The sequence below is a fragment of the Cellulomonas fimi genome (genome assembly GCF_012952065.1).
Taxonomy (GTDB): domain Bacteria; phylum Actinomycetota; class Actinomycetes; order Actinomycetales; family Cellulomonadaceae; genus Pengzhenrongella; species Pengzhenrongella fimi_A.
Genome location: NZ_JABCJJ010000002.1, coordinates 40530 through 55625, shown reverse-complemented (window position 1 = coordinate 55625; position 15096 = coordinate 40530). Strand labels below are relative to the sequence as shown.

The following is a 15096-nucleotide window of genomic DNA, read 5'->3' as shown; positions in this document are numbered from 1 at the left end:
TCGGACCGGCTCAGGCGTCGGCCAGCTCGGCGGCCTTGGCCGCGCCGCCGTCCATGGTGTCGGCGAGCGTCACCAGCGGGTGGTTCGCCTCGCGCAGGATCGCGCGGCCCTCGGCGACGTTGTTGCCGTCGAGCCGGACCACGAGCGGCTTCGTCTCCTTGTCGCCCAGCAGCTCGAGCGCCTTGACGATGCCGTTGGCGACCGCGTCGCACGCCGTGATGCCACCGAAGACGTTGACGAAGACGGCCTTGACCTGCGGGTCGGACAGGATGATGTCCAGCCCGTTGGCCATGACCTCGGCCGACGCGCCGCCGCCGATGTCGAGGAAGTTCGCCGGCTTCACGCCGCCGAACCGCTCACCTGCGTACGCCACCACGTCGAGCGTGCTCATGACGAGGCCGGCGCCGTTGCCGATGATGCCCACCGAGCCGTCGAGCTTGACGTAGTTGAGGTCCTTCGCCTTGGCGCGCGCCTCGAGCGGGTCGGCCGAGAGGGCGTCCTCGAGCTCGGCGTGGTCGGGGTGCCTGAAGCCCGCGTTCTCGTCCAACGTGATCTTGCCGTCGAGCGCGACGATCTGGCCGTCCTCGGTGCGGACGAGCGGGTTGACCTCGACCAGCGTCGCGTCCTCGTCCTTGTAGACGGTCCAGAGCTTGCGGAACACGTCCTGCACGAGTGGCTTGAGCTCGTCGGGGAAGCCCGCGGCGTCGGCGATCTCGGCCGCCTTCGCCTCGTCGATACCGACGAGCGGGTCGATCGCGACCTTCGCGAGCGCCTCGGGGCGCTCCACCGCGAGCTGCTCGATCTCCATGCCGCCCTCGACCGACGCCATCGCGAGGTAGCGACGCTCGGCCCGGTCGAGCAGCACCGAGAAGTAGTACTCCTCGGCGATCTTCGCGCCCGCCGCGATCATGACCTTGTGGACGGTGTGGCCCTTGATGTCCATGCCGAGGATCTCGCCGGCCCTCTCGGCGGCCTCCTCGGGCGAGTGCGCGAGCTTGACGCCGCCCGCCTTGCCGCGGCCCCCGGTCTTGACCTGAGCCTTGACGACGACCGTCCCGCCGCCGAGCTGCTCGGCGCCTGCGCGAGCCTCCTCGACCGTCGAGGCGACCACGCCGCCGAGCACGGGCACACCGTGCTTCTCGAAGATGTCACGCGCCTGGTACTCGAACAGGTCCACCTGGGTTGCGTCCTTCCGTCGACCGCTGCGGGGGGCCGTGGATGGCCGCTCCGCCCCGCCGATCGTAGCCGTGCGACCGAGATGTCTTTACATCAAGACATTGTCTGGTCCACCACATCCGGGACGGGGACCGCGCGACGCTCCCGCTTCCGCTCGTACATCCGGGCGTCGGCGGCTCTCAGCACGGCGTCGACGGTCGTCGGGGTGCCCGCCGGCACGGTGGTCACGCCGATCGACGCCCGCGGCTCCAGGACGTGCTCGTCGACCACGACGACCTCCTCGAGCGCCGCGCGCAGGCGCCGTGTCGCGGGCTCGGCGACCGCGGCGTCGCCCTCGACGACGACGACGAACTCGTCGCCCGCGAAACGCGCCACGAGGTCGCCGGGCCCGCCCCGGCGCTCACTGGTGCGGACCGAGCTCACCAGCCGGTGGGACACGGCGAGGAGCAGCTCGTCCCCCACCCGGTGACCCAGGGTGTCGTTGACGACCTTGAAGTCGTCGAGGTCGGCGAAGACCACGACGGCGCCGGGTGCGGTGCCGTCGGCCACGCGCGCGAGCAGCGCCTCGAGGTGGCGGGTCAGCGCCCGCCGGTTCGGCAGGCCGGTGAGCGCGTCGAGGTCGGCGGTGCGCTCGAGGTGGCGCTCGGCGTCGGCGTGCAGGTGCGCGAGCCGGCCGATCCGCAGCACGACGAGCGGCACCAGCGCGAGGTTGACGGCGGCGATGAACACCGGGTCCGCCGCGCTGCCCACCAGGGCGTGGAGCACGAGCACACCGGGACCGATCGCCAGGGCGGTCCCGAGCATCCACACGCGCCGTGTCGTCAGGCGTGGCTCGTCGGCGCGCTCGTGGACGACCTGCCCGGCGGACGGGTGCAGGACGGCGCCGCTGAGCGTGCCGTACGCGACGATCCACAGCATCCCGACCCACGACGCCCCGTCGGGCGCGCCGTCGCTCGCGGTGACGTCCCGTGCGAGCGTGCCCGTGACGGTGCCGGCGACGGCGACGAGCAGGTAGACGGTGGAGCCGCGCCGCTCGGGCAGCAGTGCCGCAGCGCGGAGCATCGCGCCGCTGAGACCACCCACGAGCACGACGACCACCATGGTCCGGATGCGGGAGCCGGTGGCGACCGACGGGTCGAGTGCCGGGGCGATCAGGAGGACCCACGCGAGGAAGGCGACGCTGAGGGCGATGATCGCGTGGTCGAGGATCGTCCCGGCGTCCTGGCGGGCAGCCTGTCGCAGCAGCAGGATCGCACCGAGGAGCAGCAGCACGTACCCGAGGGGCAGCCCGAGCGCGGTGACCGGTGTCGAGGGCGGCACCATGCCCGCGAGGTGCACCTCCGCGACCCAACCGCCGTTGTAGACGTCGAGGACCAGCATGCCGGCGAGGATGAGGAACCACGGGCGCGGCTGCGCGATCGCACGCCGGTGCAGGGTGACGGCGATCGCCACGGTGGGCACGACGCCGCTGGTGGCCACCACGAGGTCCTGCGCCAGCCCGTCGGTGAGCGCGAACCCGACGAGCCACACCAGCACCGACACCACCACCACGGCGAGCGCCGCGCGCGCTGCGCCGCTCCGCACGGCGTCGGTCCGGCGGTCCATGCGTTGCTGATCGACTGCTCTCGCGCCGTGTGAGCCAACGGGCCGGGTGAGGTCCGCGCCGCCCCCGTCAGGCGCTCTGCAGACGCTTGCGCTCGTACACCCGGACGCCGCGGCTGGAACGCTTGTGCGCGTACATGCTCGTGTCGGCCTCGTCGAGCAGCTCCTGGGCGCTCACCCGCCGGCCGGCCCTGACGCCGGCCGTCCCCATCGACGCGTGCACGGGCACGCCCCGCTCCCCCAGCACGACGTCGTCGGCGAGGGCGGCGGCGACGCGGGCGACGACGTCGTCGGTCAGGCCCGGGTCGGCCTCGACGACCACGACGAACTCGTCACCCGCGAGGCGGGACGCCATCGGGCCGCTGCTCGGGGCCCGACTCGCAGCACCGTCGACGACCACGGCGTCGGGCGACACGACCGTGCTCAGCCGTCGCGCGACCGCGCGGAGCAGGTCGTCCCCGACCGCGTGCCCGAACCGGTCGTTCACGGCCTTGAAGCCGTCGAGGTCGAGGAAGACGACGACGGCACCGGGTGCCGCGCCGGAAGCGACCCGCGCGAGCAGACCCTCGAGGTGGCGGGTGAGCGCTCGCCGGTTGGGCAGGCCGGTGAGCCCGTCCTGGTCGGCGAGCACCTCGAGCCGGCGGTGCGCCTCGTCGTGCAGCCTCGCGAGCATCCCGAGGCGCGCGACGACGAGCAGGACCGTGCACAGCGTGACGGCGGCCACGAAGAGCGGCGGCGTCACGGTCTCGTGCCGGTTCTGGACCAGGAACACCGTCGGTCCGACCACGAGCGCGAGGCCGAGCGCGACCAGGCGCCAGGTGCTCAGCCGGGCAGGACGCAGGCCCGGTGGCGCCGGGGCGCTGACCGAGGGGTGCAGCGCGCACGCGGACAACGTCGTGTAGGCGACGATCCAGTTGAGGAGCACCCACCGGGCGCCCAACGGCGCGGTGGCACTGGTGGTCAGGTCCTTGACCAGCGTCCCCGCGAGGACGGCGACGAACGCGAGCAGCAGGTAGCCGATCGCCCCCCGACGGTGCGGGGCGAGCACCAGCCCCTGGACGATCGCGCCACCGATGCCGCCGATCATGACCAGGACCACCATGGTCTGCACCCGGCCCTGCGCGGTCATCGACGGGTCGAGCGCAGGAGCGACCACCGCGACCCACACGAGCAGCGAGACCGCGAGCCCGAACACCCCCGCCTCGAGCACGGCGCCCGCGTCGTGGGCGGCCCAGGAGCGCAGGAGGAGCAGCCCACCGGTCAGCAGGAGCACGTAGCCGAGGAGGTGCGCCACCGTGGTGACGACGAAGGTGCCCGGCTCGAGGCCGAGCACGTGCACCTCCACCTGCCAGAGACCGTGGTACACGACGAGGCCGGCGAGCCCGAGGACGATGGCGAGCCACGCCACGGTCGGCGTGCGCCGCAGGGTCACCAGGGCTGCGGTGACGACCACCAGCGCCACGAAGGACGCGGACAGCGCGAGGGCGTCGCGCCAGGCGCCGCTCGTGAGGAGGAACGCGACCACGTGCGCACCGACGGCCACGCCGAACACGACGTGCGCGCGTCGCGCCTGTGCACGTGCTGCGGGGGACCCCATGCCGCACCCATCGGCGCACTGTGGCCGGGTGTGAGGACCGCCCGGGGCGGCGGCAGCGTCAGAGCTTGGTGACCGGCGAGTACCGGAGCAGGAGGCGCTTGGTGCCCTCGCTGCCGAAGTCGATCTTCGCGACCGCGTTCGGTCCGCCGCCCTCGACGAGCACCACCGTGCCCATCCCGTAGGCGTCGTGCGTGACCTTGTCACCGACGGCCAGGCTCGGGACGTCGCCGACCGGTCGCGGTGTCGCGGAACCGAACGTCGGCCCGTCGGGCGACGGCGGAACCGCACGCTTCCTCGGCACGCCCGAGCCGTACGCGGCCCCCGAGCTGTACCCACCCGAGCCGTACCCCCGCGAGCCGACGAACCCGCCCGGCCCGCGCAGCGCCGCCATGCTGGACTCGCGGCGGCGCCAGTCGAGCACGTCCTCGGGCAGGTCGTCGAGGAACCGGCTGGCCGGGAACTCGTTGGGCACGCCGAACGACGTGCGCACCGCGGCGCGCGAGATGTAGAGCCTCTCCCGGGCGCGGGTCAGCCCGACGTACGCGAGCCGGCGCTCCTCGGCCAGCTGCTCGGCATCGGCGAGCGAACGCATGTGCGGGAACGTGCCGTCCTCCAGACCGGTGACGAACACGACGGGGAACTCGAGCCCCTTGGCGGTGTGGATCGTCATGAGGGTCACGACGCCGGGGTCGACGCGCGGCGCGCCGTCGGCGTCGTCGTCGCTCGGGATCTGGTCGGCGTCGGCGACGAGCGAGATCCGCTCGAGGAAGTCGGCGAGGTCGCCCTCGGGCTGCTCCTGCTCGAACTCGCTCGCGACCGCATGGAGCTCGGCGAGGTTCTCGACCCGGGACGCGTCCTGGGGGTCGTCGCTCGCCCGGAGCTCGGCGAGGTAGCCGGTGCGGTCGAGGACGGCGCCCAGCACCTCCGCCGGCCCGGCGCCCGACTCGGCGAGCTCGCGCAGCCCGGCCATCAGGTCCGCGAACGCGCTGAGCCCGGTGAGCGAGCGTGTCGCGAGCCCGGGCACCTCGTCGACCCGGTCGAGCGCGGCGCCGAAGGAGATGCGCTCGCGCTCGGAGAACGCGTTGACCATCGCCTCGGAGCGCTCGCCCAGGCCACGCTTGGGGACGTTGAGGATGCGGCGCACGTTGACGTCGTCGTCGGGGTTCGCGAGCGCGCGCAGGTAGGCCACGGCGTCCTTGATCTCGCGCCGCTCGTAGAAGCGCGTCCCGCCGACCACCTTGTACGGCAGACCGACGCGGATCAGCACCTCCTCGAGGGCGCGCGACTGCGCGTTGGTCCGGTAGAAGACCGCGACGTCGCCCGGCCGCACGCCGTCGGAGTCGCCGAGGCGGTCGATCTCCTCGGCGACGAAGCGCGCCTCCTCGTGCTCGTTGTCGGCGACGTAGCCGACGATCGCCGGCCCGGCGCCCGAGTCGGTCCACAGACGCTTGGCCTTGCGGCCCGGGTTGCGCGAGATGACCGCGTTCGCGGCCGAGAGGATGTTCTGGGTCGAGCGGTAGTTCTGCTCGAGCAGGATCGTGCGCGCGCTCGGGTAGTCGGCCTCGAACTCGACGATGTTGCGGATCGTCGCGCCCCGGAAGGCGTAGATGGACTGGTCGGCGTCGCCGACGACGGTCAGCTCGCCCGGCTCGACCGGGGCTGCGCCCGCCTCGCCCGACGTCGCGGAGATCCCCGCGAGCTCACGCACGAGCGTGTACTGCGCGTGGTTGGTGTCCTGGTACTCGTCGACGAGCACGTGCCGGAACCGGCGCCGGTAGTGCTCGGCGACCGCGGGGAACGCCTGGAGCAGGTGGACGGTCGTCATGATGAGGTCGTCGAAGTCGAGCGCGTGCGCCTGCCGCAGCCGCGCCTGGTAGCGGGAGTAGGCCTGCGCGAGGACGGCGTCGAACTCGTTGCCGCCGCCCTGCCTGGAGCCCGACTCCTGCGCGAACGTCTCGGGGTCGACGAGCTCGTCCTTGAGCGCCGAGATCTTGTGGCTCAGCGTCTTGGGCGGGTAGCGCTTGGGGTCGAGGTCGAGCTCGCGGCAGACCATCGTCATGAGGCGCTGCGAGTCCGCCTGGTCGTAGATCGAGAACGTCGAACGCAGCCCCAGCGTCGCGTGCTCCTTGCGGAGGATCCGCACGCACGCCGAGTGGAACGTCGAGACCCACATCGCCCGCGCCGGTGGACCCACGAGCGCCTCGACGCGCTCGCGCATCTCGGCCGCGGCCTTGTTGGTGAACGTGATCGCGAGGATCTCCCCGGCGCGCGCGCGGCGGGTCGCGAGCAGGTGGGCGATCCGGTGCGTGAGGACGCGGGTCTTGCCCGACCCGGCCCCCGCGACGATGAGCAACGGGCCCCCGGCGTGGAGCACGGCCTCGCGCTGCTGCGGGTTCAGCCCGACGAGCAGGCTCTCCGGGTCGCGGACCGACGGCCCGCCCGCGGGTCGACCCGAGGCTGCCGAGGCGTCGGGACGAGCGGCGGTTCCGCCGGACCGGCCGCCGGCGGCCCCGTCCGCGGCTTGTGGAACCGCCAGGTCGGCCGGGCCGAACCCGGGCAGAGGGAGGTTGGCGAAGAACGAGTTCATGTCCCCCCAAGCCTAGGCTCGCCCACCCACGCGCAGGACCGCGGCGCCTCGCTCAGGTGAGCAGGACCGCCAGCAGCCAGGCACCCGACGCGACGAGCGCGCCCGCGAGCTCGACCAGGATCGTGATCCCGGTCGCCTGGAGCGCGGCGAGAGTCGCACGCCAGGCCACGCGCCTGTCCCGGAGCCGGAGCAGCTCGGCGAGGAACACCGCGAGCACGAACCCCACGAACAGGCCGACCACCGGGATGACGAAGAAACCGACGATGCCCGCGAGCCCGCCCCAGACCAGGGTCGAGCTCGGCACGCCCGCGCCCTTGAGGTGCCGGCCGGCGAGCACGTACTTGCCCACCATCCCCGCCACGGTCGCGACGACCGCGACGCCGAGCACGACCCACGCCACGGGCGTCGCCGTGACGAACGCCCAGACCGCGATCGCGCCGAGCACGAGCAGCGCGCCCGGGAGCACCTGCACCACCACGCCGAACAGGCCCACCAGCAGGACCAGACCGACGAGCAGCTCCCACTCGCCGCTCACGACGCCCCGTCCCGCCGCTCGAACGCCCCGCCCCGCCGCTCGGACGCCGGCCGGGGCGTGACCGCCGACCGGGGCTGCGCCGTCGGACAGGCCGGGGCCGACCGCCTCACGACCAGAGCACGGCGATCGCGACGTTGACCGCGGTCAGCCCGGCGACCGCGCCCAGGAGGCCGCGCGTGACGCGCTCCGGCCGGTTGTTGCCCACGACGACGAGCGCGGTCACGACGATCGCGATGACGAGCTTGATGCCGATCTTGACGTTGTCCGGCTCGTCCGCCGCGACGCCCGCGGACGCGAGCCCGGTCATGAGGATGCCGGTCACGAGCGCGGTGAGGATGCCGTGCAGCACTCCGGTCGCGATGCGTGGCGTCCGCAGGTTGGTGAGCACCCCCCCGAGCACGATCGCCCAGCCGAGCAGGTGCAGCACGAGCAGGAGGTTGTAGACGGTGTCCATGCGGGTCAGGGTAGACGGCCGGCGACCGACACCTCGCCACGCGTCCCCCGGGGCCTCAGAGCAGCCGACGCGCCGCCGCCCACCGCGTGAGCTCGTGCCGCGACGAGAGCTGCAGCTTGCGGAGCACCGCGGAGACGTGGGTCTCGACCGTCTTGATCGAGATGAACAGCTCGGAGGCCACCTCGCGGTAGCTGTACCCCCGGGCGATGAGGCGCATCACCTCGCGCTCGCGCGCCGAGAGGCGGTCGAGCTCGTCGTCGGCGATCGCCACGTCGCCCGCGGCCGTGCCGAAGGCGTCGAGCACGAAACCCGCGAGCCGAGGCGAGAACACCGCGTCGCCCCCCGCCACGCGCACGACGGCGTCGGACAGGTCGGCCCCCGAGATCGCCTTGGTGACGTAGCCACGGGCGCCCGCGCGGATCACCGCGACGACGTCCTCGGCCGCGTCCGAGACCGACAGCGCCAGGAACCGGGTCGTCGCGAGCAGGTCGACGCACTTCGCGATGACCTCGGCGCCGCCCCCGCCGTCGCCCCCCGGCAGGTGCACGTCGAGCAGCACGACCGGCGGCCTGCGCGTGCGCACCGCGGCGATCGCGGTCTCGACGGTGTCCGCCTCGTCGACCGCGCGGACCCGTCCGTCGAGCGACGCGCGCACGCCCGTGCGGAACATCAGGTGGTCGTCGACCAGCACGACGTCGACAGGCCCCGACGGCGCCGGCACCTGCCCGGTGCCCGTGCCGGTGCTCGTCCTGGAGCTCGCGGCCATCCGTGCCTCCTCGCTCGTGCGGATCTCGTCGTGCGGCGCGGTCATGCGGGCGCGTCCCCGGCGACCGGGACCCGCAGGTGCACCTCGGTGCCTCGCTCGGGCCGCGACGTGACGGTCGCGGTCCCGCCCCGCCGTCGCACCCGGCCCAGGATGGACTCGCGGACCCCGAACCGGTCGGACGGCACGGCGTCGAGGTCGAACCCGTCGCCGCGGTCGCGCACGAAGACCTCCACGGCGTCGGGCGCGACCTCGAGGTACAGCGAGACGGGCGGCCGCCCGTGCACGACGGCGTTCACGAGCGCCTCGCGGGTGGCCTGCAGCAGGGCCTCGGTGTCGGCGTCGGGCACCCGGTCGCCCACCACCACGGTGTCGATCGCGACCGCCCGGCGGTCCTCGACCTCGCCGACGACGGCGCGCAGCTCGGCCGCGAGAGACGTGCCGGGGTCGGAGCGGTCGTCGTAGAGCCACTCGCGCAGCTCGCGCTCCTGCGCGCGCGCCATGCGGGCCACCTCCTCGGGCTGGTCCGCACGGGCGCGGATGAGCGCGAGCGTCTGGAGCACCGAGTCGTGCAGGTGCGCCGCGATGTCGGCCCGCTCCGCCTCGCGCGCACGGGCCGCCCGCTCGTCGCCGAGCTCACGCGCGAGGCGCAGCCCCCAGGGGGCGAGCACGACGAGCGCACCCAGCAGAACCGCGAGCGCGGCGGTCGCCGAGCGCAGCAGGTCGTCGACCGGCGCGTCCTGCCCCACCAGCAGCAGCACGCCGACCCCGACGAGCAGCAGCCCGCCGACGAGCCGCACGACGCTCACCGGGGTGCGGCCACCCGCACGTGAGATCCAGCGCTCGCGCTGGACCCGGTCGAGCTGGCTCCAGGCGAGCCCGGTGCCCGCGAGCAGGATGACGGTCGGGGCGAGCCACGAGAGCGGGAGGTCGGCGCCGTTGCGCACCGCCACCAGCACGCCGGCGCCGACGAGCAGCACGAGCCCGATGGCGATGTCCGTGACGGGGATCGTGCGGCCCTCGGCGCGGAGCCGCGGCGCGAGCCGGCTGAGCACCGCGGGACGTTCCTCGGCCGCGGCGCTCACGGGGTCCCCGATCGGCACCGCGACCCAGAGGAAGACGTACAGGGCGATCCCCGCGCCGCCGGCGAGCGCGCCCACGACGAGGACGAGGCGGACGATCCCGACCGGCAGGTCCAGGTGGGCGGCGAGCCCGGCGCACACGCCCGCGACCCGGCGACCGCGCGGCGGTCGCCGCAGCGGGAGGCGAGGGGCGCCGCCGGCGCGGGCGGACGGGGCCGCCTGCACCGGCGTCGGCGGGCTGGTCATGACCCGATCGTCACACGTCCGGGGAGCTCTCCGGGAGCACCGGGGCAGTGAACCGGGGGGAGTCCGGGGGCGGGTCGGGGGGCGGAGCGCCCGAGATTCAGGGTGCGATCAGGGTGGGCCCCGATGGCCTGGGGGCGGCACCGAGGCCGACGATCGAGGAATGGACACGAGAACACCCCCGCCGGCGGGCCAGCCGGCCTCGCCACCCCCCGTCCCCGGTCCCGGGCAGCCGCGCCCGGGTGGCGACGGGTTCTTCGACGCGATGCGCCGCATCGGCGTCGTCCGCACCCAGGACCGGTGGATCGGCGGGGTCGCGGGCGGGCTCGCCCGGCGCTTCGGCGTCGACCCGATCCTGGTCCGCGGGATCCTCTTCGTCACCGCGCTCCTCGCCGGCGTGGGCTTCGTGCTCTACGGGCTCGCGTGGGCGCTCCTGCCCGAGGAGTCGGACGGGCGGATCCACCTCCAGGAGACGATCCGCGGCCGCTTCGACGCCGCGCTCCTCGGCGCCACGCTCCTCGTCGTCGTCGGCATCAACCGCGGCGACGGCTGGTACGGATGGTGGAACGGGGGCGAGCTCGGCTGGTTCAACGGCCTGCTGTGGTTCGCCGCCCTCGCCGTGATCGTCACGCTCGTCGTCGTGGCCGCGAACCAGCGCGGCTCGCAGCGTCCACCGAACGGCGGCCCGGGCCGCCCGGGCGGTCCCGGCGGACCCGTCGGCCCCGGCCCCGTGCCGCCGCCCCCCGGCGCCGCCACCTCGCCGTCGTACCCGTCGACCGCCGCCCTCCCGGCCCCGGACGTCTCCACGGCGCCCGTGGACCCGGCGGGTCCGTCGGTCCCGTACCCCCCGACAGGAACCCCGATGTCCGCACCGACCACCTCAGGCCCCGCACCGCAGACCTCCTACCCGAGCGGCTACGGCAGCACCCCGCCGTACGCCTACGCGCCCGTCCCGCCGGTGCCGCCCGCCCCGCCCAAGCCGCACGTCCGTGGCCCGGGCGCCGGCGCGGTCGGAGCGGTCGTCGGGCTGACGCTCGTCGCGCTCGCCCTGCTGCTCGCGGCCGAGCGGGTCGGCACGGTCGACCTGCCCGTGGGGCTCGCGGCGATCGGGATCGGCGTCGTCCTCGCGGGGATCGGCATCGTCGTCGCGGGCCTGCGCGGCCGCTCGAGCGGCACGCTCGGGTTCCTCGCGATCACCGGGGCCGTGCTGGCGCTGCCCGCCGCGCTGTACGCCCAGAGCGGCTGGAGCTCGTGGTCGGGGCCGTCCGGCCGCGTCCAGCTCGTGGCCGACGAGGCGTGGACCCCCCGGTCGACGGCGGCGGCGGCCGAGGGCATCGCGGTCGCGGTCGGCGACCTGGCTGTCGACCTCACCGAGGTGCCGCTCGGCGACGACACCGTCCGGGTGCCCCTGCGCCTCGGGGGCGGCGAGATCACGGTCACCGTGCCGGCCGGGACCGCCGTGACGGCGGACGTCCGCATCGCGGCCGGCGACGTGCTGTGGGAGGTCGACGGGCGCGAGAGCCTGAGCGGCGTCTCGGGCGGGCGCAGCTACACGTTCGAGAGCGACGAGGTCGCCGACGGCGCCACGCCGCAGCTCGCACTCGACATCGAGAGCGGTGCGGGCCAGATCCGCATCGTGGAGGAGAGCTGATGAGCACCGACCAGACCCGGCCCGTCCCCGAGCCGGACCGGACGCTCGACCCACGTCAGCGCGCGGCGATCGACCGCGACGAGCCGACCACCGAGATCACGCGGGACACCTCGACCGTGGAGGGCACGGCCGTGGGGGACCTGCCCGGGGAGAGCGATGCGACACGGGAGCTTCCCACGGGCGCGACGCCCCGCGAGGAGCTCGTCTTCGACACGTTCCGGCCTGACGTCACGCCGCCCGCGCCGTCCGCCCCGTACGCACCGACTGCCCCGTACGCACCGTCTGCCCCGTACGCCCCGGCCGACCAGGGGGGCACGGCTGTCGAGGCAGCCCCGGTCGCGCGGAAGCCCGCGCTGCGCGTCGGCACCGTGGTGTGGGGCCTGGTGCTCGCGGTCATCGGCGCGGGGATCGTCGCCATCGCAGCGGGGGTGAGCTTCGACCTCGAGCTCGCGTCGATCGGCCTGCTGGCCCTCGCCGGCATCGGGCTGGTCGTGGGCTCCGTCGCGACGGGCGCGCGGCGGCGCAACCGGTGACCCGCCGCCCACCGACCAGCCCGTGAGGGTCGCGCGAGAAGCACCGGACCACCCAGCGGAGGGCTGGGTGGTCCGGTGCGTGGCGCCCGGCGCACTGCCGGGGTTGTGCGCCGGGCGGGTACGTCAGGCCCGGGCGCCGACCGGCTGAGCAGCCGCGAGGGCCGGGGCCGAGGTGGTGACGACGCCGCTCGCGAGCCTGGTGAGCGCGTAGCCGAGGAGCGAGAAGAGGAGACCGAGACCGATCACCAGGGCGGCGACGCCGTAGGAGACGACCGAGGTGAAGAGCGAGGCCCGCAGGAACGAGCCGTTCATCACGCTGTTGCGCTGCGTCTGGAGCCCGGCGAGCTCCTCGTTCTCGGCGATCTCGGCCGGGGAGTCACCGTCGGCCGCCAGCTGCTCGCGGAGCGCGGTCATCTCGTCGCCGATCTCGGCGTAGGTCTTGCCACCGCCCAGCGTGATCGTGTGCTCGTTGATGGCGTTGGCCTGGGCGAAGGCCGTGAACGGGCCGGCGACCGGGTCCCCGACGAGCGCACCCGGGTTCTCCTCGGTGATCGGCGCGACGGTGATGTTCTCGGCCTTGAGCTGAGACGTCACCATGGCCCAGGTGGCGCCGCCGGCGAGGATCATGACGATCCCGGCCACGATGCTGAAGAGGCCGATGAACTTGACGGTCTTGTTGGTCGACATTGTGCTGTTCCCTTTCGAGGAAACGGTGAGATCTGCGGCCCGGCGGCACCAGACCCGGTGAACCTCCTCGGGTTCACACGGGTAATACTGCCTGACCCCGGAAGCCATCGACCGGGACGTTGGTCACGCATTTTCAGCGATTTCGCCGCCGCGGCCGTCCCGGAGCTCGCGAGCTCGCTCGTACTCGCGCTGCGCGGCGACCATGACCTGCTCCCATCCCAGGTCAGGGAGGTTTCCGGCGTTGCGCAACCGGATCCGGCCGAGCAGCGCGCGGTCGCGCGCGAGTTGCACGACGGCGTCCGCGAGACCCTCGTCGTCGTCCACGAGCAGGCCGTTGGTCCCGTGCTCGACAAAAGTCGCGATGCCGGTCTGGCGCCTGGCCACCACCGCCAGTCCAGCGACCCTCGCCTCGAGCGCCGCTATTCCGAAAGCCTCGAGCACGGCGGGCGCGAGAAAGACGTCGGCACGGGAATAGATCGCCCGCAGGTCTTCCCGCGGCAGACGCCCGCGCACCCGGACGACGCCGCCCAGGCCGTGCCGCTCGACCCGACGCTCGACCTTCCGACGGTCCGGCCCCGAGCCGACGAGGTCCAGCGTCAGGGCGCCGGGAGCGAGGCGCGCGGCGGCCGCGGCCACGGCGTCGACCAGCGGCACGGCCCGCTTGCGCGGCGCGAGCCTCATGGTCGACACGAGCCGGAGCGGCCTTGATCCCGCCGGTCGTGGATCCGTCCCTGACCCCGTCGCCGCGTCCGGCACCCATCGGTCCAGGTCCAGCCCGTTCGGCACGACCGCGACCGGGCGCCCGAAGACGGCCTCCACGCGGTCCGCCGCGATCTCGCTCACCGCGCTCAGGGCGAGCGGCTGCCGCGCCCACCCGGTCAGCCGGGCACCGGTCCGCAGGGCGGTCACCGCGCCGTCGAGCATGCAGTGCCAGGTGACCGCGACCGGCAGGCGCTGCGCCAGCGCCGCGCGGGCGCCGTCGAACGCGAACGGCGACAGCATCCCGGCATGCACGTGCACGACGTCGGGACGCACCGCCCGCAGCGCCGTCGCGATCAGGCGGGCCTGAGCCGGGTTCACCGGGAGGTCGGACGGCATCCGCGCACCGAGGCGGTGCACGTGGACGCCGCGCTCGACGTCGACCACCCCGCCGCGCTCCCCGCCCGGACCGAGGGTCGCGGTCAGCACGTGCACCTCGTGCCCGGTGGCCGCCTGGCGGGCGGCGAGGTCGCTCACCTGGGACTCGATCCCGCCCGTCCGGGGGAGGTAGCAGTCGGAGACGTGGGCGACGAGCACCCGGACAGGCTAGCGGCGTCGGCAGAGCCGCTCCGTGCGGCGGGACGGAGCGCGGTGGACGGAGCGCGGTAGGAAGGAGCGCGGTGGGAAGGAACGCGGCGGATGAGACCATGGGCGCGTGAACCACGATCCGGTCGACGCGGACGTGGAGCGGCCGGGAACTGGGTCGCGCCTGCGCGTTCTCGCGGTGCTCCGGAGCTCACCGAAGGGATGGCACGTCGAGGAGGTCGCGCGGCACACCGGCCTGCATCCCAACACGGTGCGCTTCCACCTCGAGCGCCTCGCGAGCGACGGGCTGGCCTCGCGGCACGTCCTGCGCAGCGGTGTACCGGGACGTCCACGGCTGGCCTACACGGCCGACGCGGTCCCCGACGCCGGGATCGCGCGCCGTCACTTCGGACAGCTCGCTGACGTGCTCGCCCAGGTGGTGGCGCGGACGAGCCCCGAGCCGGCAGCCGTGGCGATCGAAGCGGGCCGCTCCTGGGGGCTGTCGCGCGACGCGGGCCCGGAGCAGGCGGCGAACGGTGCCGACGCGATCGCCCGGCTGACGGCCGTGCTCGTCGAGGCAGGGTTCGAGCCCGAGGTCTGCGCCGACGAGGACGAGGGGCACGTCGTCATCCTGCAGCGCCACTGCCCGTTCCTCGAGGTGGCCCGCGCCCACCCGGACGTCGTGTGCTCGGTGCACCTGGGTCTGATGCGCGGAGTCCTGGAGACCATGGCTGCACCCGTCAGCGCGGATCGCCTGGTCCCGTTCGCGAGCCCGGCCGGCTGCGAGGCCCATCTGACCGCTGCGGGCGCCACCCGCACCGACGACTGACCGGCGCCGACGACAGACCGAGGCCAGACGACCGCCGGGGCGCCGTGCGACCTGGGCCGCGGCCGCGGGCTCC

The 15096-nt window shown here is 74.2% G+C and carries 13 protein-coding genes; 3 read left to right on the top strand and 10 right to left on the bottom strand.

The genetic code is table 11. The features are described 5' to 3' along the window. Nucleotides 1-10: 10 nt before the first annotated feature. From sucC to HIR71_RS01790, 8 genes are all read right to left on the bottom strand, one after another. The gene (sucC, locus tag HIR71_RS01825) at nucleotides 11-1177 is read right to left on the bottom strand and encodes an ADP-forming succinate--CoA ligase subunit beta (RefSeq protein ID WP_169322909.1); all 1167 of its coding nucleotides are present in this window, start codon (nucleotides 1175-1177) and stop codon (nucleotides 11-13) included. 92 nt (nucleotides 1178-1269) lie between these two features. After that, the gene (locus tag HIR71_RS01820) at nucleotides 1270-2781 is read right to left on the bottom strand and encodes a GGDEF domain-containing protein (protein WP_169322908.1); all 1512 of its coding nucleotides are present in this window, start codon (nucleotides 2779-2781) and stop codon (nucleotides 1270-1272) included. A gap of 67 nt (nucleotides 2782-2848) precedes the next feature. Next, nucleotides 2849-4375: a GGDEF domain-containing protein gene (locus HIR71_RS01815; protein WP_169322907.1), complete on the bottom strand. Its 1527-nt coding sequence runs from the start codon at nucleotides 4373-4375 to the stop codon at nucleotides 2849-2851. A 58-nt stretch (nucleotides 4376-4433) separates the two neighbouring features. Further along, nucleotides 4434-6962: a DNA helicase PcrA gene (gene pcrA / locus HIR71_RS01810; RefSeq protein WP_169322906.1), complete on the bottom strand. Its 2529-nt coding sequence runs from the start codon at nucleotides 6960-6962 to the stop codon at nucleotides 4434-4436. Between the two features lie 52 nt (nucleotides 6963-7014). Then, on the bottom strand, nucleotides 7015-7497 hold the full coding sequence (locus HIR71_RS01805; RefSeq protein WP_311836021.1) for a DUF456 domain-containing protein: 483 nt from the start codon (nucleotides 7495-7497) through the stop codon (nucleotides 7015-7017). Between the two features lie 106 nt (nucleotides 7498-7603). Continuing rightward, nucleotides 7604-7951 carry a hypothetical protein gene (locus tag HIR71_RS01800; RefSeq protein WP_169322905.1) on the bottom strand — a complete coding sequence of 116 codons (348 nt, stop codon included), beginning with the start codon at nucleotides 7949-7951 and terminating at the stop codon, nucleotides 7604-7606. A 55-nt stretch (nucleotides 7952-8006) separates the two neighbouring features. Further along, complete coding sequence (locus tag HIR71_RS01795; RefSeq protein ID WP_211373688.1) at nucleotides 8007-8717, bottom strand: LuxR C-terminal-related transcriptional regulator; 711 nt, start codon at nucleotides 8715-8717, stop codon at nucleotides 8007-8009. Between the two features lie 41 nt (nucleotides 8718-8758). Further along, nucleotides 8759-10042 (bottom strand): ATP-binding protein, encoded by a 1284-nt coding sequence (locus HIR71_RS01790; RefSeq protein WP_169322903.1) that lies wholly within the window; start codon nucleotides 10040-10042, stop codon nucleotides 8759-8761. A 160-nt stretch (nucleotides 10043-10202) separates the two neighbouring features. Between HIR71_RS01790 and HIR71_RS01785 the strand changes: the two genes are divergently transcribed. Together HIR71_RS01785 and HIR71_RS01780 are read left to right on the top strand one after the other, a co-directional pair. Continuing rightward, nucleotides 10203-11690, top strand: a complete 1488-nt coding sequence (locus HIR71_RS01785; protein ID WP_169322902.1) for a PspC domain-containing protein — start codon at nucleotides 10203-10205, stop codon at nucleotides 11688-11690. Next, a complete protein-coding gene (locus HIR71_RS01780; protein ID WP_169322901.1) occupies nucleotides 11690-12223 on the top strand; it encodes a hypothetical protein in 534 nt (177 codons plus the stop codon). Before HIR71_RS01785 ends, HIR71_RS01780 begins: the two co-directional genes overlap by 1 nt. 123 nt (nucleotides 12224-12346) lie before the next feature. On the opposite strand, the gene HIR71_RS01775 is transcribed toward HIR71_RS01780, so the two are convergent. Both HIR71_RS01775 and HIR71_RS17325 read right to left on the bottom strand, forming a co-directional pair. Beyond that, a complete protein-coding gene (locus tag HIR71_RS01775) occupies nucleotides 12347-12910 on the bottom strand; it encodes an aromatic ring-opening dioxygenase LigA (protein ID WP_169322900.1) in 564 nt (187 codons plus the stop codon). Between the two features lie 123 nt (nucleotides 12911-13033). Then, nucleotides 13034-14206, bottom strand: coding sequence for a glycosyltransferase family 4 protein (locus tag HIR71_RS17325; protein WP_169322899.1), 1173 nt, complete (start codon nucleotides 14204-14206; stop codon nucleotides 13034-13036). Between the two features lie 118 nt (nucleotides 14207-14324). Here HIR71_RS17325 and HIR71_RS01765 point away from each other — a divergent pair, with 118 nt between their 5' ends. Next, complete coding sequence (locus tag HIR71_RS01765) at nucleotides 14325-15023, top strand: helix-turn-helix transcriptional regulator (RefSeq protein WP_169322898.1); 699 nt, start codon at nucleotides 14325-14327, stop codon at nucleotides 15021-15023. Nucleotides 15024-15096 lie beyond the last annotated feature (73 nt).

What these genes read in the sequence shown, in the direction of transcription:
- HIR71_RS01815 (WP_169322907.1), bottom strand. Translation starts at nt 4,375, where the DNA reads ATGGGGTCCCCCGCAGCACGTGCACAGGCGCGACGCGCGCACGTCGTG.
- HIR71_RS01775 (WP_169322900.1), bottom strand. Translation starts at nt 12,910, where the DNA reads ATGTCGACCAACAAGACCGTCAAGTTCATCGGCCTCTTCAGCATCGTG.
- HIR71_RS01780 (WP_169322901.1), top strand. Translation starts at nt 11,690, where the DNA reads ATGAGCACCGACCAGACCCGGCCCGTCCCCGAGCCGGACCGGACGCTC.
- HIR71_RS01785 (WP_169322902.1), top strand. Translation starts at nt 10,203, where the DNA reads ATGGACACGAGAACACCCCCGCCGGCGGGCCAGCCGGCCTCGCCACCC.
- HIR71_RS01800 (WP_169322905.1), bottom strand. Translation starts at nt 7,951, where the DNA reads ATGGACACCGTCTACAACCTCCTGCTCGTGCTGCACCTGCTCGGCTGG.
- HIR71_RS01790 (WP_169322903.1), bottom strand. Translation starts at nt 10,042, where the DNA reads ATGACCAGCCCGCCGACGCCGGTGCAGGCGGCCCCGTCCGCCCGCGCC.
- HIR71_RS01795 (WP_211373688.1), bottom strand. Translation starts at nt 8,717, where the DNA reads ATGGCCGCGAGCTCCAGGACGAGCACCGGCACGGGCACCGGGCAGGTG.
- pcrA (WP_169322906.1), bottom strand. Translation starts at nt 6,962, where the DNA reads ATGAACTCGTTCTTCGCCAACCTCCCTCTGCCCGGGTTCGGCCCGGCC.
- HIR71_RS01820 (WP_169322908.1), bottom strand. Translation starts at nt 2,781, where the DNA reads ATGGACCGCCGGACCGACGCCGTGCGGAGCGGCGCAGCGCGCGCGGCG.